At 71.2% G+C, this 19,996-nt stretch carries 18 protein-coding genes; 9 read left to right on the top strand and 9 right to left on the bottom strand.

The window, feature by feature from the left end; genetic code table 11:
- Positions 1-193: 193 nt before the first annotated feature.
- The gene (locus tag ACIOWN_RS18765) at positions 194-523 is read left to right on the top strand and encodes a WhiB family transcriptional regulator (RefSeq protein WP_073948357.1); all 330 of its coding nucleotides are present in this window, start codon (positions 194-196) and stop codon (positions 521-523) included.
- Positions 524-714: 191 nt separating this feature from the next.
- Here the strand turns inward: ACIOWN_RS18765 and ACIOWN_RS18760 are convergent, their stop codons facing one another.
- Positions 715-1,611 carry a LysR family transcriptional regulator gene (locus tag ACIOWN_RS18760; protein WP_362346574.1) on the bottom strand — a complete coding sequence of 299 codons (897 nt, stop codon included), beginning with the start codon at positions 1,609-1,611 and terminating at the stop codon, positions 715-717.
- Between the two features lie 81 nt (positions 1,612-1,692).
- Here ACIOWN_RS18760 and ACIOWN_RS18755 point away from each other — a divergent pair, with 81 nt between their 5' ends.
- The 7 genes from ACIOWN_RS18755 (at position 1,693) to ACIOWN_RS18725 (ending at position 10,035) form a co-directional block, all read left to right on the top strand.
- Positions 1,693-2,373, top strand: a complete 681-nt coding sequence (locus tag ACIOWN_RS18755) for an MOSC domain-containing protein (protein ID WP_362346576.1) — start codon at positions 1,693-1,695, stop codon at positions 2,371-2,373.
- A gap of 97 nt (positions 2,374-2,470) precedes the next feature.
- On the top strand, positions 2,471-3,244 hold the full coding sequence (locus tag ACIOWN_RS18750; RefSeq protein WP_401982806.1) for an SDR family NAD(P)-dependent oxidoreductase: 774 nt from the start codon (positions 2,471-2,473) through the stop codon (positions 3,242-3,244).
- Positions 3,245-3,327: 83 nt separating this feature from the next.
- Positions 3,328-4,035 (top strand): ester cyclase, encoded by a 708-nt coding sequence (locus tag ACIOWN_RS18745; protein ID WP_401982805.1) that lies wholly within the window; start codon positions 3,328-3,330, stop codon positions 4,033-4,035.
- The gene (locus ACIOWN_RS18740) at positions 3,969-5,699 is read left to right on the top strand and encodes an NERD domain-containing protein (protein WP_401982803.1); all 1,731 of its coding nucleotides are present in this window, start codon (positions 3,969-3,971) and stop codon (positions 5,697-5,699) included. Before ACIOWN_RS18745 ends, ACIOWN_RS18740 begins: the two co-directional genes overlap by 67 nt.
- A 486-nt stretch (positions 5,700-6,185) precedes the next feature.
- The gene (locus ACIOWN_RS18735; protein ID WP_362346583.1) at positions 6,186-6,455 is read left to right on the top strand and encodes a hypothetical protein; all 270 of its coding nucleotides are present in this window, start codon (positions 6,186-6,188) and stop codon (positions 6,453-6,455) included.
- 195 nt (positions 6,456-6,650) lie between these two features.
- Positions 6,651-9,200 carry an NACHT domain-containing protein gene (locus tag ACIOWN_RS18730; protein WP_401982801.1) on the top strand — a complete coding sequence of 850 codons (2,550 nt, stop codon included), beginning with the start codon at positions 6,651-6,653 and terminating at the stop codon, positions 9,198-9,200.
- A gap of 247 nt (positions 9,201-9,447) precedes the next feature.
- On the top strand, positions 9,448-10,035 hold the full coding sequence (locus ACIOWN_RS18725) for a DUF7008 domain-containing protein (protein ID WP_401982800.1): 588 nt from the start codon (positions 9,448-9,450) through the stop codon (positions 10,033-10,035).
- Between the two features lie 247 nt (positions 10,036-10,282).
- Here the strand turns inward: ACIOWN_RS18725 and groL are convergent, their stop codons facing one another.
- From groL to ACIOWN_RS18705, 4 genes are all read right to left on the bottom strand, one after another.
- The gene (gene groL / locus ACIOWN_RS18720) at positions 10,283-11,908 is read right to left on the bottom strand and encodes a chaperonin GroEL (RefSeq protein WP_362346589.1); all 1,626 of its coding nucleotides are present in this window, start codon (positions 11,906-11,908) and stop codon (positions 10,283-10,285) included.
- Positions 11,909-12,038: 130 nt separating this feature from the next.
- The gene (gene groES / locus ACIOWN_RS18715; protein WP_100569792.1) at positions 12,039-12,347 is read right to left on the bottom strand and encodes a co-chaperone GroES; all 309 of its coding nucleotides are present in this window, start codon (positions 12,345-12,347) and stop codon (positions 12,039-12,041) included.
- Between the two features lie 366 nt (positions 12,348-12,713).
- Positions 12,714-13,553, bottom strand: coding sequence for a polysaccharide deacetylase family protein (locus ACIOWN_RS18710; protein ID WP_362346591.1), 840 nt, complete (start codon positions 13,551-13,553; stop codon positions 12,714-12,716).
- Complete coding sequence (locus ACIOWN_RS18705) at positions 13,550-14,488, bottom strand: polysaccharide deacetylase family protein (RefSeq protein ID WP_401982798.1); 939 nt, start codon at positions 14,486-14,488, stop codon at positions 13,550-13,552. The genes ACIOWN_RS18710 and ACIOWN_RS18705 overlap by 4 nt, the downstream gene beginning before the upstream one ends.
- 73 nt (positions 14,489-14,561) lie before the next feature.
- On the opposite strand from ACIOWN_RS18705, the gene ACIOWN_RS18700 reads away from it, so the two are divergent.
- Positions 14,562-15,770: a methyltransferase domain-containing protein gene (locus ACIOWN_RS18700; protein WP_401982933.1), complete on the top strand. Its 1,209-nt coding sequence runs from the start codon at positions 14,562-14,564 to the stop codon at positions 15,768-15,770.
- A 38-nt stretch (positions 15,771-15,808) separates the two neighbouring features.
- Here ACIOWN_RS18700 and ACIOWN_RS18695 read toward each other — a convergent pair whose 3' ends face one another.
- The 4 genes from ACIOWN_RS18695 to ACIOWN_RS18680 all read right to left on the bottom strand — a co-directional run bounded on the left by ACIOWN_RS18695 (position 15,809) and on the right by ACIOWN_RS18680 (position 19,848).
- On the bottom strand, positions 15,809-17,080 hold the full coding sequence (locus ACIOWN_RS18695; RefSeq protein ID WP_401982797.1) for an RNA polymerase sigma factor: 1,272 nt from the start codon (positions 17,078-17,080) through the stop codon (positions 15,809-15,811).
- 44 nt (positions 17,081-17,124) lie between these two features.
- Positions 17,125-17,481, bottom strand: a complete 357-nt coding sequence (locus ACIOWN_RS18690; RefSeq protein WP_100569789.1) for a YciI family protein — start codon at positions 17,479-17,481, stop codon at positions 17,125-17,127.
- A gap of 152 nt (positions 17,482-17,633) precedes the next feature.
- The gene (locus ACIOWN_RS18685; protein ID WP_401982795.1) at positions 17,634-18,725 is read right to left on the bottom strand and encodes an LCP family protein; all 1,092 of its coding nucleotides are present in this window, start codon (positions 18,723-18,725) and stop codon (positions 17,634-17,636) included.
- A gap of 94 nt (positions 18,726-18,819) precedes the next feature.
- On the bottom strand, positions 18,820-19,848 hold the full coding sequence (locus tag ACIOWN_RS18680; RefSeq protein ID WP_401982793.1) for a LacI family DNA-binding transcriptional regulator: 1,029 nt from the start codon (positions 19,846-19,848) through the stop codon (positions 18,820-18,822).
- Between the last annotated feature and the right edge of the window lie 148 nt (positions 19,849-19,996).

Below are 19,996 nucleotides of genomic sequence, written 5' to 3'. Positions count from 1 at the left end.
ACGGACACAGAGCAGGCATGAACGTCAGACCCTCAACTTTTCATCACAAGCTATGCCCCATTTAGCCCCTTTTGTTCCCGTTTCTAGGTGTCTAGGGCTAGATTCGCAATGAGTCATATTTTCATCTCCTTAGATCGGAGATGTACGGTCGGTGGCACCGTATCCGCCACGAACGGCTACAAGGGGTCACGTAATGGCAGATTTCTCCCGCCTTCCCGGACCGAACGCGGACCTGTGGGACTGGCAGTTGCTGGCTGCCTGCCGCGGGGTCGACAGCTCGCTCTTCTTCCATCCCGAGGGCGAGCGCGGGGCGGCTCGGAGCGCTCGAGAGAACTCGGCCAAGGAGGTCTGCATGAGGTGCCCGGTCCGTGCGGAGTGCGCGGCACACGCCCTGGCGGTGCGCGAGCCGTACGGAGTGTGGGGCGGCCTGACCGAGGACGAGCGCGAGGAGCTCATGGGGCGGGCACGGAACCGGCTGGTTTCGGCATCGTCGACCAGCGGGGACACCGCCTCCGATAGCTGAAGGAACGTTTTTTCTCATCCGTTCGCAGAGAGCCGCAACAGGGCACGCGTCACGCGTGCCCTCGCGATACCCCGATCCGGCGACCGCCCGCTCGCCGATCCCCTGATCCGCCGATCCCCCGCCGACCGCCCGCTCGCCGATCCCGATCACTGACCGCGGACCCCGGTCCCCCTTGTGCCGGCCCGTTTCAGTCAGCGGGCCCCGGCCCGCACCAGCTCCTCCAGCGTCGCCGCCACCGCCGGCACCTGTGCCAGGTCCGGCAGGGTGAGGGCGACGATCTCCCGCCGCACCGCCGGCTCCAGCTCCACGGTGCGCGCGCCCCGCGGCCGCACCGACTCGACCGCGAGCTGGGGCAGGACGGCGACCCCCAGTCCCGCGCCCACCAGGCCGACCACCGCCGGGTAGTCGTCGGTCGCGAAGTCGATGCGCGGCGTGAAGCCGGCGCCCTCGCACACCTGGACCAGCTGGCCGCGGCAGCGCGGGCAGCCCGCGATCCACGGATCGCCCGCCAGGTCGCCGATGGCCACGGACCCCGAGCGGGCCAGCCGGTGCCGCTCGGGCACCAGGGCCACGAGCCGGTCGGTCAGCAGCGGCCGTACGACCAGGTCCTCCCACTCCGCGGCGTCCGCGGCCCCCTCGTAGCGGAAGGCGAGGGCCACGTCACAGTCGCCCTGGCGCAGGAGTTCGACGGACCTGGGCGGCTCGGCCTCCTCCAGGGAGACCCGGGTGCCGGGGTGCGCGGCGCGCAGCGCGGCGAGCGCGGTGGGCACGAGCGTGGAACTTCCGCTGGGGAAGGAGACGAGCCGTACCCGCCCGGCCCGCAGCCCGGCGATGGCGGCGATCTCCTCCTCGGCGGCGGTGAGCCCGGCGAGGATGCCGGTGGCGTGCCGGACGAGCGCGTCGCCGGCCTGGGTCAGGCGCATCTCGCGGCCGGCCCGGACCAGCAGCGGGGTGCCGACGGCCGCCTCCAAGGCCTTCATCTGCTGGCTGACGGCGGGCTGGGTGCAGCCCAGCTCGCGCCCGGCCGCGGAGAAGGAGCCGGTGGTGGCCACGGCACGCAGCACACGGAGATGACGAGCCTCGATCACACCAACGAGCATAAGTGAGACTTGGGCGTGCGGCGGATTATCGCGTCGACACTTTGACCGGCGCTCGCCTACCGTGCCCGCATGAAGCTTCTGTCTGTGAACCTGGGCCGCGCCGAGGCCGTTCCGTACACCGACCAGCCGGACGGTGTGACCGGCATCGGCAAGCGGCCGGCGGACGGGCCGGTCAAGGTGTCGGCGCCCGGGCCGAAGGGGGTCGGCGCGAGCGGGCTGGCCGGGGACGCGGTGTGCGACACGCGGCACCACGGCGGCGACGACCAGGCGGTGTACGCGGTGGCGCGCGAGGACCTCGACGAATGGGAGCGCGAACTGGGCCGGACGCTGGCCAACGGCGTCTTCGGCGAGAACCTCACCACGCTCGGCCTCGACATCACCGGCGCGCGGATCGGCGAGCGCTGGCGCATCGGCTCGCCGCTCGGCCCCTCGGTGCTCCTGGAGGTCACCAGCGGACGGATCCCCTGCCGGACCTTCCAGGGCCATCTGGGTGAGAAGGGATGGGTGAAGCGGTTCACGCACCGGGCGGCGCCGGGCGCGTATCTGCGGGTGCTGGAGGCCGGTGAGATCCGGGCGGGCGACCCCGTAGAGATCGTGCACCGCCCGGACCACGACGTGACCGTGGGCCTGCAGTTCCGGGCCATGACGACCGAGCGCCCGCTGCTGCCCCGGCTGCTCGCGGCGGGTACGGCGCTGCACCCGGAGTCGCTGGCGGCGGCCCGGAAGTACGCGCGCGAATACGCGGGCTGACCGGCTGTCATCGTCCCGGCCGACACGTCGGCACCACCGATCGGGAGGGCCTGAGCAGAGATCGGGACAAGGCGCCGGGGGCCACTAACCTTTCGGCATGACAACGGCTCTGATTACGGGATCGACCGCGGGCATCGGCGCCGCCTTCGCGCGGCGGCTGGCGGCCGACGGGCACAACCTGGTGCTGGTGGCGCGCGACACCGCCCGCCTGACGGAGCAGGCCACCGAGCTGCACGACCGGCACGGCATCGAGGCGGAGGTGCTGACGGCCGACCTGGCGACGGACGCGGGCATCGAGACGGTCGCCGCCCGGCTGGGCGACCGCAAGGACCCCGTGGACCTGCTGGTCAACAACGCCGGCTTCGGCAACAAGGGCCGTTTCCTGGACGTGTCGATGGCCGACGAGCTCAGGATGATCAAGGTGCACGTCGAGGCGGTGCTGCGGCTGACGTCGGCGGCGACCTCGGCCATGCGCGAGCGCGGCCGGGGCGGGGTCGTGAACGTGGCCTCGGTGGCCGCCTTCGTGCCGCGCGGCACGTACGGCGCGTCGAAGGCGTGGGTCGTGCAGTTCACCCAGGGCGCGGCGCGCGACCTGGCCGGCAGCGGTGTACGGCTGATGGCGCTGTGCCCCGGCTTCGTGCGCACCGAGTTCCACGAGCGGGCCGGCATGGGCACGGACAACATCCCGAACTGGATGTGGCTGGACGCGGACAAGCTGGTCGCGGCGGCGCTGACGGACCTGGCCCACGGCAAGACCCTGTCCGTCCCGGATCCGCGGTACAAGGCGCTGATGGGCCTGGTGAAGGTGACGCCGCGCGGCCTGCTGGGCGGGATCACCTCGAAGACGGGCCGCAAGTACGGACCGCGGTGACGGTACGGAGGTGACCCAGGCGCCCCGGTGGGAGAATGGCACCGACGGAAAACCGGACCGGGCCAGGGGACCGGAGGCGCGTCATGACCTTCGTACAGCTCATCGACTGCAGGACGAGCCGGTTCGAGGAGATGAACCGGCTGCTGGACAGCTGGGTGGAGAAGACCGGGGGCAGGCGGACCGCGACGCACGCGGTCGTCGGCAAGGACCGCTCGGACGAGGCCCATGTCGTCGAACTGGTGGAGTTCCCGTCGTACGAGGAGGCGATGCGGACCTCGAACCTGCCGGAGACCGACGAGGTCTTCCGGGGCCTGGTCGCCCTCTGCGACGAACTGCCCACCTTCACCGACCTGGACGTCGTGCGGGACGAGCCGCTCCGCGCGACCCTCGTACGCCGCTTCTACGGCACCCTGACGACCGCCGGTGAACTGCCACCGCTCAACGACCTGATCGACGAGGACTGCCACAGCCACGACCCCGTCAACCCCCAGGTCACCATCGGCCTGGACGCCATCCGCCGCGACTTCCGCATGTGGCGCGACGCCTTCGACGCCTCCTTCACGGTCGAGGACCTGATGGCGCAGGGCGAAAGGGTCTGCGCCCGCTGGACCTGGACCGCCACGCACCGGGGCGAGTTCCTCGGCATCGCCCCCACCGGCAAGCGGGTCACCATGACCGGCATGACCGTCTTCCGCTTCGGCGACAACGGCAAGGTCACCGAACTGTGGTGGCAGCACGACCAGCTGGGACTGCTGCAACAGCTCGGCGCGCTGGACGAGTTGGAGCGGTAGTAAGGACAGGACTCACCGAGTGGCACGAAAGCGGACGGCGGCACCCGACAGGATTCTCGACCCCGCTGGTCCTTGAGCAGCGGGGTGTGGAAGCGACCCTGCTGCTTGGCCGGCGTCGTATCGGCGGTGTGCGCAGTGGTGTCGATCGCGGTGGCAATGGAGACGAGGGGCGTGTCCCTGGAGACGTAAAAAGGACGGCGGCTTTTTGCCACCCCTCGTTTGCGCGATCACAGTCTCTTCCACTGCCGCCCCCGTTCTTACGGCCCGTATATCGGAGGTGGTCGGTGCCCGCTGCTCCCAAGCCGGCAGCCCCCGCTCCGCGTGAGCGATGGTTCCAGCCGCGGCGGTCCCGGTTCCGATGGGAGCAGGAGGGGCTGGACCACCTGCGGAATCTGATGCCGAGGACCGAGCCGTACCGGGCGTGGGCGACGTTCCGGTTCACCGGCGCCTCCGGCCGGATCAACGAGTGCGACCTCCTGATCGCGGTCCCCGGCGGCCTCTATCTCCTGGAGCTGAAAGGGCATCCCGGCCAGGTGGTGAACCACGGTGACACCTGGCAGTTCCACGGTGACGACCGGGTCCGTACCCTGCGCAACCCGCTGCACCTGACGGACCTCAAGGCGAAGGAACTGAAGGGGCAGCTGGAGCGGGCCGCCCGCACCCTCGGGATGGACCCGCGACAGGTCCCCTTCATCAAGCCCGCGGTCTTCCTCCACGACCCGGGTCTGGTAAGCGGGCTGGACGACCTCCAGCGCACCGCCGTCTACGGGCGCAACGAGGGCACGAGCGGCCTGCCGAAGATCTGGGACGACCTGCTCGGCCGGCGACCGGAGCGGGAGAGCTGGCGCATCACCCCGGTCGTCGGCCAGCGCCTCGAATTGCTGATGCAGAAGATCGGCATCAGTCACTCCACCGCTCACCTGCGCTTCGGCGACGACTGGAAGCTCGAGCCGCGCGCCCTCGACGCCGGTCCTGGCTGGGAGGACCGGCTGGCCGTGCGGAACGACGGCCTCGTGCAGGAGGGCGGACGCGTCCGCATATACCTGGCCGGGCAGGCCGCCTCCGACGAGCAGCGGGCGAAGGTGGACCGCGCGGCCCGCCGTGAGTACCAGGTGCTCCAGGGGATCAACCACCGCGGCATCGTGCAGGCGGCGCAGATCCGCGAGCACCAGGGCGGCCCGGCGATCCTCTTCCGACACCGCGAATCCGACCTACGGCTCGACGCCTACCTCGACGCGTACGGAGGGCAGCTCACCCCGCTGCTGCGGCTGGACTTGGTGCGGCAGCTCGCCGAGGCGGTCCGCTACGCGCACAACCGCTCCCTCTACCACCGTGCGCCGGCCGCCCGTTCCGTCTACGTGTCGGCCCGCGAGGACGGCAGCGAGCCGGTGCTGCGCATCGCCGAAAGGCTTCCGCGAGAGCTCGGGACAGGGGGAGCGCGAGCTGCTATACATCCCCTACGGTCCGTAATCAGCAGGGGGTGGAGATCGGGTGGATCCGATTTCGGCAGCGCTTCTCGTGGCGCTCGTGAGCGGCGCCGGAGGTGCCGCGGGCACGGAGGCGTGGGCGGCGCTCGGCAGGCTGGTGCGTCAGCCGTTCCGACGTGGCGATCAGACGCGGCCAGAGGAACCGGCTCCGGGAATCAGGGAGTTGGAGGGCCTTGAGGGGCGCCCTCAGGACACGGGCCGGGCGCAGGCGCTTGCCGACGCGTTGCAGCGGAGGGCAGCTCACGACCCCGACTTCGCCAGCTCCCTCGCGACATGGCTGGACAAGGCGAGTCCGGCGCTCACAGGGACCGGAAACGTGCGCAACACCGTCAGCGGCGGCTCCCAGGGAAACCTCCTGCAGGCCCGGGATCTGCATGGTCCCGTCACGTTCGGTACTCCACCCGCGCCGGACACCACGGCCGGAGAGCGGACCGATTGAGCGGCCTTCGGCCCGGACAGCACACACCCGTTCAACTTAACCCTTGCGCAAACCGAGATTGTCATCCAGAAGGCGGCGAGGATGAAACTCACCAAACCGCACAAGGACCAGGACTCGGGCGGAAACGGCTGCCCCACGGTCTACCTGGGCGAGAACGGCGATCTGGTCGTGCAGGGGCACGTCGTGGACAGCGCGACCTTCGCGGAACTGGAGAACGTCCTCCCGTGGGAGGACGTAGGGAGGCAGAGTTCGCGGCCCTGGAGGAGCAGGCCGAGAGCGCGGAGCGTGCGCGTGCGCTCGCCCGCGTGCCGGCGCTGCGGACCATGTACGACGGCGCCTTCCGCGCGGACCTCACGGCCTGGCGAGGCGCCGCGGAGGACGCTGCGACGCGAACCGGTGCGGGAGACGTCCACAACCGGATCACGGGCGGCACGCAGAGCACCGTCGTCATGGGTCGGGACTTCCACAGCCCCGTCACCTTCAACCAGCCATGACACAAGGCGACGCCGGCCCGGCTGGGCTACGGCATCCTGAGAGGGAACCAGCAGCCCGCCTCCCTGTGCCGTCCTGCCCGGGCGGGTCTGCCAAGGCCGGGTGTTGGGGCAGGACCTGAACGCAACGCGAATGTGATGGGGGTGTACGGGGTGGAGCCTTCCTCAAGGCCGCAGAGAAAGACCGGCTGAGCGGCCATGTCGGAGCAGTCACGGGGCGACGTGCACAACGTGTTCTCCGGCGGCAGTGCGACGTATGTGATCCAGGGCCGGGATTTCGGTGCCGTACACCTGCATCTGCCGCCGCCGCAGACGGCGCAGGACCGCGCCGCCGCCGAGTTGGCACGCGTGGTGCTCGCCCAGTGGCGGGACGAGGCGGGGGCCCTGGGCCTGGCCGGAAGCGCCAGGCTCGCGGTGGGCTGGCTGGCCGACTGGACGGTCTCCGACCATCGCGAGCACATCGGCGCCGACGTCACCGGCAGCACTGCGGGCCTCACCGAACTCGCCGCCGCCTTCCAGGCTCTGCCCGCCCGGCGCCTGGTGATCATCGGTGCTCCCGGCGCGGGCAAGACGTCCCTGGCGATCCTGCTCACGCTGCAGTTGCTGAGCCTGCAGGACGCGACGCGGCCCGTCCCCGTACCGCTGCTGGTGTCGTCCTGGGACGCCGGCAAGGAACACTTCGACGTCTGGCTCGCGCGCCGCATCCACGAGGAATACGTGGGCCTGTCCAGGGACCTCGACCGGACCCGGATCCGCGAGCTGGTACGCGACCGGCGGGTACTGCCGGTCCTCGACGGCCTGGACGAACTGCCTCGCCCGCTCCGGTCCGCGGCGCTTGCCGGGCTCAACAGGGCGGGCGCCGACGGCGCACCGCTGATCCTCACCTCCCGCACGGCGGAGTACACCGAACTCGTCGAAGAGGAGGCCGTGTTGCAGGCTGCGGCCGTGATCAGGGCACAGCCCGTGGACGGGGCCGCGGCGGCGGAGTACCTGCGCGGCTCCTCGCATCCGCAGCGCACCCGGCAGTGGCAGGTGCTCCTCGGCCACCTCACGCACCACCCCGATGCCACGGCGGCCAGAGCCCTCTCGTCCCCGCTCATGCTGTGGCTGGCCCGCACGGTGTACGCCCACCCGGACGCCGACCCCGGCGAGCTCGCGGACGAGTCCCGCTTCCCCGACGCGGCGGCCGTCGAGCGGCACCTGCTCGACTCCATTGTTCCCGCGGCGTTCCCCTCCGGACCGGCCTCGCCCCACCAGCCCCACCCGGTACGCGAGTGGAGGCACGCGCAGGCGCAGCGTGCCCTCGGCTTCCTCGCGGCCCATCTCACCGCGATGAAGACAAGGGACTTCGCCTGGTGGGAGCTGCACCGCGCGAAGCCGCCGACGGTCCTCAAGGCGCCGGCACTGCTGGCCGGCTACGTCCTGCTGATGACAGGCTCCTCGTGGTTCCAGGACTGGCTCACGGGAGGCGATCCGTTTCTGGGCTTGCAGGTAGCCGCGGGAGCCACGGTCGCCACGTTATTGGGGATCATGAGCGGCATACTCCTGCTGCTCTCGCAGCTGTGGAAGGGGCCTCTGCCCCGCCGGCTCGCCGCGTTCGGCAGGCACCGCTCCCGTATCCCGGGCCTGTTCTGGCTCGTCGTGTTCCTGGCGCCCGTCGCCCTTCTCCTGACCAGGGACGAACCGCTTCTGGCGCTGGGCTTCATCGTTCCGGCGCTGCTCATGATGGTCGTCGGCGCGCCTGCCGACACCGCGCAGGCCGTCGGACCGCGGGCATTGCTGAGCGGCGAGCGGGCCAGCACGGTGCTGATGCTGCTGGCTGTCGCGCCGGTGATCGGGGCCATCGGCACCCTGTACATCGTCCGGGTCCCCGACCGCACCGTGCTGCTCGGCAGCTGGCTCTCCGGAACCGCGGGTGCGGCTGCGGTGATGGTGGCCCTCAGCCCCTGGACGCAGTGGCTGCTCGCGAAGGTGACGCTCGCCAGCCTGGGGAGGCTGCCGTGGTCGACCATGGCGTTCCTCGAGGATGCGCGCCGGGTGGGCCTGCTGCGGCAGGTCGGCGGCGTCTACCAGTTCCGCCACGCCCAACTCCAGGCACGCCTCGCGGCCGGCCGGCGCGGCAGCGGCACCCCGGCGCCCCGTCGGCGACGCGCCACCACCCGCGCGCCCTGGCCGGTCCGCCCGCTTCCTGCGGCGAGCAGCACCCCGCAGTCCGCACGCATCCCCGGCTACGTCGGGCTCCGGCACCCCAGGGGGTGGCCGGCCATGTACGTGGCGATGTGGACGCTGGCCCTGCTGTGGACCGGCGCCGCCGCCGTCCAGGACGCCTGGCACGACCCCAACGCCTGGCTGACCGTGGGTTTCTTCGTGGCACTTCCACCCGTCCTGGACCTGCTGATCCCGCCGCTCACCTGGCGCAGGGCCGAGTTGCGCCTGGACCATGGCGGCATCGAGTACGCGATGGGCAAGCGAACGATACGTTTCGAGTGGTGGGACGTCACGGAGGTCTCGGCACGGCTGTACGAACCGCCGCTCGGCAAGGACGACGGTACCGTCATGCTCCACCTGCGGCTGAGACCCGAGATCACTCCGGGGCCGCGGATCCGTGTCAACAGCACGGGCTTGATCGCCCTGTGGCCGCTCGACAGCCCCACCGGAGATCCGGACGAGGCGACGACCCCGCCCGAACTGCACGACGCGCTCGTACGCTTCGCAGGCGAACGATGGCGGCCCCCGGCGGGGAGATGACGGATGGCTTGCTGAGGCGCGGGCCGGCCACGCACCGGCGCATCCTGGCGGCTCCGCGTCCGTCGGCCGTCGACGACCGGACCCGATGGCGATGGCCCACTCGCCCTCCCTTGGGGTGTCCTCACCGAAGACGCCAAGCCGGGTCGGGGGTCGGGGGGACCTGGCAGGATGGGACGGCGGGCCCTGGGGGGTCGCTGGGGAATCGGCGCGTCCGCGGCGTTCGCGGGGCCGGCGGGCAGGATGAGAGGTGCGGCTGATCGAGCCCGAGCACGTTCCGTACCTCGCCGCCCTCCGCTACAAGGACTCCGGTCTGCGCAAGCGGGCCCAGTGGGAGCAGGTCTGGGAGCAGCAGCGCGAGGAGGACCGGACCGGGCAACGGCTCGACATCAAGGTGCCGCCGAAGTACACCAGCGCCGACTTCCTCAAGCACTCCTACTGGTCCCACCGCGGCAAGCTCGACGTGCCCAAGGAGCGCTTCATCTCCTACCCCGGTGCCTCCCCCGAAGCCGACGGCTCCCTGCTGCTCGGCTGGGCCGGCTGGAACCACCGCGACCAGGCCGACGCCCTCGTCGGAATGATCCGCGACCGCGTCGAGAACGGTGGCTGGGCCAAGGAGGACCCCCGCTTCGTGCCTCTCCTCGCCGGACTGCGCGAGGTGCTGCCCTGGGTCCACCAGTGGTACGGCGAGTACGACGAGGAGTGGGAGGGCAACCCCGCCGAGGAGTTCCAGGCCGCCCTCGAAACAGGCCGTACGGAACGCCAGCTCTCCGAGTCCGACCTCGTCAACTGGCGTCCCGAGAAGAAGACTCGCGGTCGCCCGAAGAAGAGCGAGTGACCGGCCCACGGACATGAGTGAGGGGTGGTAGGGAGCACCACGGCTCCCTACCACCCCTCGGTCACATCAACCGCGTACGGCCATCCGCACAAACGCCGGCCGTAAGGGGCGCGGGGAACTGCGCGAGCAACCACCGTCGGGCCGCACCCGGCATCGGAACCCCGGGGGGCAGGAGCCCAAACGCCGGTGCCCGGCGCCCCCGAAGGGGCGCCGGGCACCGGCGGTTCGGCTCAGTTCAGCGGAGCGCTCAGTGGGCGTGGCCGTGGCCGTGGCCCGCCGCGGCCGGCTCTTCCTCTTCCTTCTTCTCGACGACCAGGGTCTCGGTCGTGAGCAGGAGGGAGGCGATGGAGGCGGCGTTCTCCAGGGCGGAGCGGGTGACCTTGACCGGGTCGATGACGCCGGCCTTGACCAGGTCGCCGTACTCGCCGGTGGCGGCGTTGTAGCCGCTGCCCTTCTCCAGCTCCGCCACCTTGGAGACGATGACGTAGCCCTCGAGGCCGGCGTTCTCGGCGATCCAGCGCAGCGGCTCGACGGCGGCCTTGCGGACGACCGCGACACCCGTGGCCTCGTCGCCGGTCTTGTCGAGGTTGCCCTCCAGGACCTTCACGGCGTGGACGAGCGCGGAGCCACCACCGGAGACAATGCCCTCCTCGACCGCGGCGCGGGTCGCGGAGATGGCGTCCTCCAGACGGTGCTTCTTCTCCTTCAGCTCCACCTCGGTGGCGGCGCCGACCTTGATCACGCACACGCCGCCGGCCAGCTTCGCGAGGCGCTCCTGGAGCTTCTCGCGGTCCCAGTCGGAGTCGGTGTTCTCGATCTCGGCCTTGATCTGGGAGACGCGGCCCACCACGTCGTCCTTGTTGCCGGCGCCGTCGACGATCGTGGTGTCGTCCTTGGTGACGGTGACGCGGCGGGCGGAGCCGAGGACGTCAAGACCGGCCTGGTCGACCTTGAGACCGACCTCCTCGGAGATGACCGTGGCACCGGTGAGGACCGCCATGTCCTGGAGCATCGCCTTGCGGCGGTCGCCGAAGCCGGGGGCCTTGACGGCCACGGCGTTGAACGTGCCGCGGATCTTGTTGACGACCAGGGTCGACAGGGCCTCGCCCTCGACGTCCTCGGCGATGATCAGCAGCGGCTTCGAGGCGTTCGCCTGGATGATCTTCTCGAGGAGCGGGAGCAGGTCCGCGATGGCGGAGATCTTGCCCTGGTGGATCAGGATGTACGGGTCGTCGAGGACGGCCTCCATGCGCTCCTGGTCCGTGACGAAGTACGGCGACAGGTAGCCCTTGTCGAAGGCCATGCCCTCGGTGAAGTCCAGCTCCAGACCGAAGGTGTTGGACTCCTCGACGGTGATGACGCCGTCCTTGCCGACCTTGTCCATCGCCTCGGCGATGAGCTCGCCGACCTGCTGGTCCTGGGCGGACAGCGCGGCGACCGCGGCGATGTCGGACTTCTCGTCGATCGGGCGGGCCGAGGCGTGCAGCTCGTCGGAGACGGCCTTGACCGCGGCGTCGATGCCCTTCTTCAGAGCGGCCGGGGAGGCACCCGCGGCAACGTTCTTCAGGCCCTCGCGCACGAGCGCCTGGGCGAGCACGGTGGCGGTGGTGGTGCCGTCACCCGCGATGTCGTTGGTCTTGGTCGCCACCTCCTTCACCAGCTGGGCGCCGAGGTTCTCGTACGGGTCGTCGATCTCGACCTCGCGGGCGATGGTGACGCCGTCGTTGGTGATGGTGGGCGCGCCGAACTTCTTGTCGATGACGACGTTGCGGCCCTTGGGGCCGATCGTCACCTTGACCGTGTCGGCAAGCTTGTTGACGCCGCGCTCGAGGGCGCGACGGGCGTCCTCGTCGAACTTCAGGATCTTCGCCATGGCAGCGGGAGCCCTCTCGAAATCTGGTGGAAAGACACTGCGCCCCGGGCGCCCGGCTTCTTATCGGTCGCGGGGGGCCAGGGGCGCAGCTCAAGCAGAATTGCTTCGGCTTCGTGAAGAAGCGGGTGAACTACTTCTCGATGATCGCGAGAACGTCGCGAGCCGAGAGGACGAGGTACTCCTCGTTGTTGTACTTCACCTCGGTGCCGCCGTACTTGCTGTAGAGCACGACGTCACCGACCTTCACGTCGAGCGGAAGACGGTTGCCGTCCTCGAAGCGGCCCGGGCCCACGGCCAGGACGACGCCCTCCTGGGGCTTCTCCTTGGCGGTGTCCGGGATGACCAGGCCAGAGGCCGTGGTCTGCTCGGCGTCGAGCGGCTGGACCACGATGCGGTCCTCGAGCGGCTTGATGGCAACCTTGGTGCTGGCGGTCGTCACGATCCGACCTCCCCCTTCGGAGATCTCACGGGGTTAACTGTCTGAGGTGGCGACCAGGTCGATCCGTCGTCGCGGGTGCCGGACCTGCCCGTCGCTGTGTTGGCACTCTCCAGGGGGGAGTGCCAGACCTGAGACTATGACCGCGATTAGCACTCGGTCAAGCGGAGTGCCAATTGCCTCGTGGCGCGTCGGCGGGTGGGGTGCGTTCGGGGAACGTGTGTTCCCGGTGCTGTGGGTGTGTGCGGGCGTCCCTGGGGCTTCGCCCCCGGACCCCCGGATCGGCCTGAACGGCCCTCGTCCTCAAGCGCCGGACGGGCTATTGATGCCGGACTCGGCCTGGAAGCTCAGCCCGCCTGAGACCGGACCTCAGAGGTAGTCCTGCAGGCGGCCCACCGTCAGGCCCTTTTCCTGGATGGTGCGGAGCAGGCGGGTCGTGCGGTCGCGGAGGGGCGGGCCGTCGAGGTCGTCGTCGTCCGAGGCGACGAGGAGGATGTCGCCGGGGCGCAGTTCGCGGGGGCCGTGACTGAAGCGCAGGCCGGTGTCGGTCGTGGCGGCGCGCCACAGGACGACGGCCGAGACCCCGCAGCCGGCGGCGGCGCGCAGGGTCGTCGTGTCGTATCTGCCGTAGGGCGGACGGAAGAGGCGGGGGGTGACGCCGAAGCGGGAGCGGATCTTGTCCCGCTGGCCGCAGATCTCGGCGCGCTGGCCCGCGTAGGGCAGCCCGCGCAGCGAGGGGTGGTCCAGGGTGTGGTTCTGGAGGTCCGCGCCGACCGACATCAGGTGCGCGAAGTGCCCGTACCCCGGTCCGACGACACTGTCCGTGAGGAACATGCTGACCGGCAGCCGCAGTTCACGGACCATGTCGACGAACCGCGGATCCTTCTCCGCGCCGTCGTCGTAGGTCAGGAAGACGACCGGGTCGGAGGTGGCGATCCGGTCCACGACCTCGGGCAGGCCGGCGGACGGGCCGGCGCCGGCGCGGCGCGCCGGGCGGGCCGGCGGCTTCGGCGGTGCGGGCAGCGGCGCCCTGAGGCCCCAGCGCCGGTAGGCCTGGTCGGCCGCCGCCGGGCTCGGCGACCGTACGCCCTGCGCCGCCTTGCGGCCGAGCCGTTCGAGGGGGTCGACGGACGTGGCGCAGCCGGTCAGCAGGGAGGCGGCGAGCAGGGCCACCGCCACGTGCCGGGACCTGAGGGGCCGCAGCCTCACAGGTAGTCCTCCAGCCGGGCCACCGCGTACCCGTCGGCCGTGACCTTCTTCAGGAACCGGCGCATGTCGTCGGCCATGGTGCCGTTCCACTCGCCCCGGCCGCGGAAGTGGGTGAGCACGATGTCGCCGGGACGCAGCCGCTGGTCGTCCTCGCGGAACTCCCAGTGGTCGACGTAGACCTCCTCGTTCCAGATCGGCGCGTACTCGATGCCGCAGGACTTGGCGGCGCGCAGGGTGTCCTGGTTGTAGTTGCCGTAGGGCGGGCGCATCATCCTCGGGCGCTTGCCGAACTGCTTCTCCATGATGTCCTGCGTGTCGCAGATCTCCCGGCGCTGCTCCTCGTAGGACAGGCCCGGCAGGTAGGGGTGGTGCAGCGTGTGGTTGTTGAGGGTGACCCCCGAGGCCTGCATCTTCCGGAAGTAGTCGTAGTCGTCCTTGATCAGGTAGTCGCTGAGGAAGGCGGTGTACGGGATCTTCAGGTCCCGCATCATCCGCAGGAACTCCGGGTCCTTCTCCGCGCCGTCGTCGATGGTGAGGAAGACGACCTTGTCCTTGGTGGGGACCGTGGTGAAGACCGGGGGCAGGTTCCAGTCCTCCTGGTGGTTCACCTCGAAACCGGCGCGGGCGGTGGCCCTGAGCTTCTTCGTGGGCGGCTTCGGGGGGATCAGCGGGACCTGCTCCAGGCCCCAGCGCCTGGCGGTGGCCGCCCGCTGCGCGTAGGAGGTGTGCAGGCGGTCGGCGTAGGAGCCGAGGGCGGGGGCGGCGGGCGCATGGTGGCGCGGCTGGCCGGGGGCCGGGCGCACCTGTGCCGCCGGCTCCGAGCAGCCGGAGGCGAGCGTGGCGACGGCGAGCACCGCGAGTCCGCCGCGGATCCGGTTCCGGCACGTCGGGGACCTTTCAGGACTCTTTTTATCGTTTTGTCCTACAAGCCTCATGGCGCCGGATCCTCGCAGGCCCACCGCACGGAAGCAGGGGCGACACCGCGGCCGGAGGCACACCATCCACCGACTGGCCCACAATGAGCCGGTGAACGACCACCTCCACGCCTTCGCCTCGCTGCTCACCCCCGAGGGCCGCGCCCTCCTCGACGAGGTGCGCGGCACCGAACCCGCCGACGAACTCGCCGTCGCCACCCGGCTGCGCCGTGAGCACCCCGCCGAACTGGTGTCGGCGGCGCTCGGCCAGGCCCGGCTGCGGCAACGGGCGGCCGCGAAGTTCGGGGCCGAGGACGCGGGGCGGATGTTCTTCACGCCGAACGGGGTGGAGCAGTCGACGCGGTCGAGCGTGGCGGCCTACCGGGCGGCCCGGCTGCGGGAGTCGGGGGTGACCTCGGTCGCGGACCTGTGCTGCGGGATCGGCGGCGACGCGATCGCCCTCGCCCGCGCCGGGATCCGGGTCCTCGCCGTGGACCGGGACCCGCTGACCGCCGCCGCGGCCCGCGCGAACGCCGAGGCGCTCGGGGTGGCGGACCTGATCGAGGTGCGGGAGGCGGACGTCACGGAGGTCGACACGGCGTCGTACGACGCGGTGTTCGTGGATCCGGCCCGCAGAGCGGGAGGAGGAAGGGGCGCTCGCGTCTTCGACCCGGAGGCGTACTCGCCGCCGCTGTCCTGGGCCGTCGGCGCCGCGCTCCGGGCGCCCCGCGCGGCCCTGAAGATCGCCCCCGGCATCCCGCACGAGCTGGTCCCGCCGCAGGCCGAGGCCGAGTGGATCTCCGACGGCGGGGACGTGAAGGAGGCGGTGCTGTGGTTCGGCACCGAGCCGGGCCTGATCAGGGCCACCCTGCTGCCCGGCCCGCGCACCCTGCGCGGCCGCGGCCTGCCCGACCCCGCGGTCCGCACCCCGGGCCGCTACCTGTACGAGCCCGACGGCGCCGTCATCCGCGCCCACCTGGTCGCCGAGGCCGCCCAGGAGCTCGACGGCGGCCTGATCGACGCGACCATCGCGTACGTGACCGCCGACCGGCTCCGCCCCACCCCCTACGCCACCGCCTATGAGATCACCGACCGGCTGCCCTTCAACGTCAAGAAGCTCAAGGCTCTGCTGCGGGAGCGCGAGGTGGGCGCGCTGACCGTGAAGAAGCGGGGCTCGGCGGTGGAGCCCGAGGAACTGCGCAGGAAGGTCCTTCCGAAGCCGCACGGCAGGAACGCGGCGACGGTGTTCCTCACCCGGGTCGCCGGGGCGCCGACCATGCTGATCGGCCACCCGGCGGGCTGACGCCCGCGAAAGGCGGCGACCACCCCGCCGGGGCGCCCTCAGCCGTTCTCGGCGGCCCGCCTCAGCAGCAGTTCCCGCTCCCGCTCGTTGCGGGCCAGGGACGCCGCCCGTTCGAACTCGGCGCGCGCCTCCGCCGTGCGTCCGAGACGGGCCAGCAGGTCCGCGCGGACGCTGGGCAGCAGGTGGTAGGCGCGCAGGGCGGGTTCGGCAGCCAGGGCGTCGACGATCTCCAGGGCCGGGGCCGGTCCCTCCGCCATCGAGACGGCGACCGCGCGGTTCAGCTCCACGACGGGGGAAGGGGACCGGGCGGCCAGGAGGGCGTACAGGGTGACGATGGCGGGCCAGTCGGTCTCCTCGTAGGTGTACGCGCGCGCGTGGCAGGCGGCGATGGCGGCCTGCAGGGCGTACGGACCGGGGGCCCCGGTGGTGTCGGCGCGGGCCAGCGCGGCGACACCACGGGCGATGAGCATGCGGTTCCAGCGGCGGCGGTCCTGGTCCTTGAGCAGCACCGGTTCGCCGTGCGGACCGGTGCGGGCGGCGGCGCGGGAGGCCTGGAACTCCAGGAGGGCCACCAGGGCGTGCGCCTCGGGTTCCTTCGGCATCAGGCCGGCCAGCAGCCGGGCCAGGCGCAGCGCGTCCTCGCACAGCCCGGGGCGCAGCCAGTCGTCGCCGGCCGTCGCGGCGTACCCCTCGTTGAAGATCAGGTAGATGACGCCGAGGACCGAGCCGAGCCGGGCTTCGCGCTCGGGGCCGTACGGCACCTCGAAGGCGACGTTCCGCTGGGCCAGAAGGCGTTTGGCGCGCACGATCCGCTGGGCGACCGTCGACTCGGGCACGAGGAAGGCGCGGGCGATCTCGGCCGTCGTCAGGCCGCCGAGCAGTCGCAGGGTGAGGGCAGTGCGCGCCTCGGCGGACAGCACGGGGTGGCAGGTGGTGAAGACCAGGCGTAGCAGGTCGTCGTCGATGTCGTCCGGGGCCGCGGGCTCTTCGGGCGGCGGGACCTCCTCCAGGTTCCGGCCGATCTCCTGGAGCTTGCGCGTGTACCGCTCCCGGCGGCGCACCAGGTCGACGGCCCGGCGCCGGGCGGTGGTCATCAGCCAGGCTCCGGGGTTTCCCGGCAACCCGTCCCGGGGCCACTGTTCCAGCGCGGCGACCAGGGCGTCCTGCGTCAGCTCCTCGGCGATGCCGACGTCCCGCACGATCCGGGCGACGGCCGCGACGACCCGCGGCGACTCCAGCCGGAAGACGGTCTCGAGGTCTTCCTCCAGAGCGCCGGGGGGTTCGGTGGGCCGGGCGTGCTGCTGTTCCACAACCCACCATCGAACACCCCCGGCGGCCCTGGGCCAAGGAGCACTCAGCCCTCGGCGATCTCGCGCACCTCGCACGTCACCGTCCAGAACTCCTCGTGCACCTTGAGGAACCGCTTGGCCCACTCGACGGCCTCCGCCATGTCCTTGCACTGCATGAACGCGTAGCCGCCGACGACCTCCTTCGACTCCGTGAAGGGCCCGTCGGTGACGGAGATCCGCCCGCCCTCCCAGTGCACCCTGGTGCCCTGCGCGGACGGCATGAGCCCGGCGGTGTCCAGCATCACTCCCGCCTTGGTGACCTCCTCGATCAGTTCCCCCATCCGCTGCATCAGCTCGGGGCTGGGCCCCTCGGCGGGCACGGTGCTCTCGTCGATCTTCACAAGCGACAGGTAACGCGGCATCGGTGACTCCTCGGCCGGCCGGCGGGGCCTCTCCCCGCCTCTCACCCCGTACGTCGAACAGGGGACGGCGGAATCGACACACTCCCCGGAATTTCTTCGGAGATTTTTCCCGCAGGACGTTTCAGCAGGTCAGAGGGGTCCGTGGACAAAGGTCACCGCAGCAACGTCCACAGGGCCTCCGCGTCCGGTTCCTGCGCCACCACCCGGTTGGGGTTCCACGGGGCCGTCACCACCGGCATGGTCACCGTCTTCACGTTCTGCGCCGACAGGCCCCGCAGGCTCTCGCCGAGGGTCGTCAGCTCGCCCAGCGAGTCGAGGCCGGTGTCGGTGGTCAGGCTGCCGGTCACCGCGTCGGCGACCCGGTAGAGCCCGGCGGGGTCGTTCAGCAGACCGGAGTCGGACATCTGCTCCAGCAGCGCCTTGACCAGTGTCTGCTGGAGACCTATGCGGCCCAGGTCGCTGCCGTCGCCCACGCCGTACCGGGTGCGGGCCAGGGCGAGGGCGTCGGTGCCGTCCAGATGGTGGGTGCCGGCCTTCAGGCGCAGATGGCTCTTGTCGTCGTCGATGTCCAGCTCGGTGGTGACGGTGACCCCGCCCATCGCGTCCACCAGCTTCGCGAAGCCGGAGAAGTCGATCTCGACGTAGTGGTCCATGCGGATGCCGGTGAGCGTCTCGGCCGTCTTGACCGCGCACACCGGACCGCCCACCGAGTACGCGCTGTTGAACATGGCGTAGTGGGCCACCGCCGTGGAACCGCCGGACTCCACCGGGCAGGACGGGCGGGTCACCAGCGTGTCGCGCGGGATGCTCACCACGGTGGCCGAGGTCCGGCCCGCGTCGATGTGCACGATCATCGCGGTGTCGGAGCGGGCGCCTTCGCTGTCGCCGCCGCCGAGTTCCTTGTTCTGCGCGCCGCTGCGCGAGTCCGAGCCGAGGACCAGGATGTTGAGGGCCCCGCTGGGCAGATCGGCCGTGTCCGCCGACGGCGCGCTGAGCGGTCTGGGCGGGCGGTCGTCCCCGAGCGCGCTGTTGATGTCGACGCCCTTGATGTTCTGGTTCAGGTGCCAGTACGCGACGCCGACCGCCGCGACGCCCAGCACCAGGACGCCCGTCAGACCGAGCCCCACGGCCTTCAGGGCCCGTGACCGCCGGCCGGCTCCTCCGCCCGCGTCCCCGCTGTCGCTGCCGCCGTCGCCCGGGCCGCTGTCATGTCCCCTGTTGTGTCCCCTCACGGGGAGGAACATACGTCCGACTCACGCGGAACCCGACAGAGGGAGGCGCCCATGACCGATTTCTTCGGAAAATCTCATCTTCCCCGAACCTATGGGCACTTGGGCTTCACATCGCGGGCGCCGCCGTGCTGCTGCGCACCACCAGACTCGTGGCCAGCTCCACCCGGGTCGCCGCCGGCGCGTCCTCCTCGCGCCCGAGGTCGAGGACCAGCTTCGCCGCCGCCTCGGCCATCTCCGTCAGCGGCTGGCGCACGGTCGTCAGTGGCGGCCCGACCCAGCGCGCCACCGGCAGGTCGTCGAAGCCGACCACGCTCAGGTCCTCCGGGACGCGCAGGCCCAGTTCGCGCGCCGCCTCGTACACGCCGAGCGCCTGGAGGTCGTTGCCCGCGAAGACGGCGGTCGGCCGGTCCTCGCGGCGCAGCAGCTTCAGACCGAGCCGGTAGCCGGCCTCGTGGTGGAAGTCGCCGGTCACGATCAGCGACGGGTCCACCGGCAGTCCGGCCGTCTCCAGCGCGGCCCGGTAGCCGTCGACGCGGGCGCGGCTGCACATCATCCGGGAGGGCCCGCTGATGGCGCCGATGCGAGTGTGTCCGAGCTCCACCAGGTGCCGGGTGGCGGCCAGGCCGCCCTGCCAGTTGGTGGCGCCGATCGAGGGCACGTCGGCGCCCGGGTCGCCGGCCGGGTCCATCACCACGAACGGGATGGAGCGGCTGGTCAGCAGCGCCCGCTGGGACTCGTCGAGCCCGGACAGCACCAGGACCACGCCGTGCGGCCGGCGGGCGGCGACCTGGTCGGCCCAGGTCCGCCCGGGAGTGAGCCGGCCCGCGCTCTCGGAGAGCACGACGCTCAGCCCCGCGTCCCGCGCCACGTTCTCCACGCCCCGGATGACCTCCATCGCCCAGGCGCTCTCCAGCTCGTGGAAGACCACGTCGATCAGCGGCGAGCGGGTCGCCTCCGCCCGCCTGCGCCGGTAGCCGTGTGCCCGCAGCAGCTCCTCGACCCGGGAACGGGTGGCCGGGGCGACATCGGCACGACCGTTGAGAACCTTCGAAACAGTCGGAGCCGACACACCGGCCTCGCGGGCAATCTCGGCGAGCGTCGCGGTCTGCGTTCCTGCGGTCTTCGTCGGCTTCATGCTCGCGATCGTATCTCTGCGCGACCCCTTGACGAACCCCCTCGACCGCTTTAGGTTCCCGGAACATTCGAAGTGCCATACGAAACATTCGGCAACTCGAAGAGTTCGGCCAGACGAACATTCGGAACACGACATTCGTGAGAGGTGC

It is taken from the genome of Streptomyces sp. NPDC087787 (assembly GCF_044743035.1).
In the GTDB taxonomy this organism is placed as follows: domain Bacteria; phylum Actinomycetota; class Actinomycetes; order Streptomycetales; family Streptomycetaceae; genus Streptomyces.
This window is presented reverse-complemented; position numbering and strand designations above follow the sequence as displayed.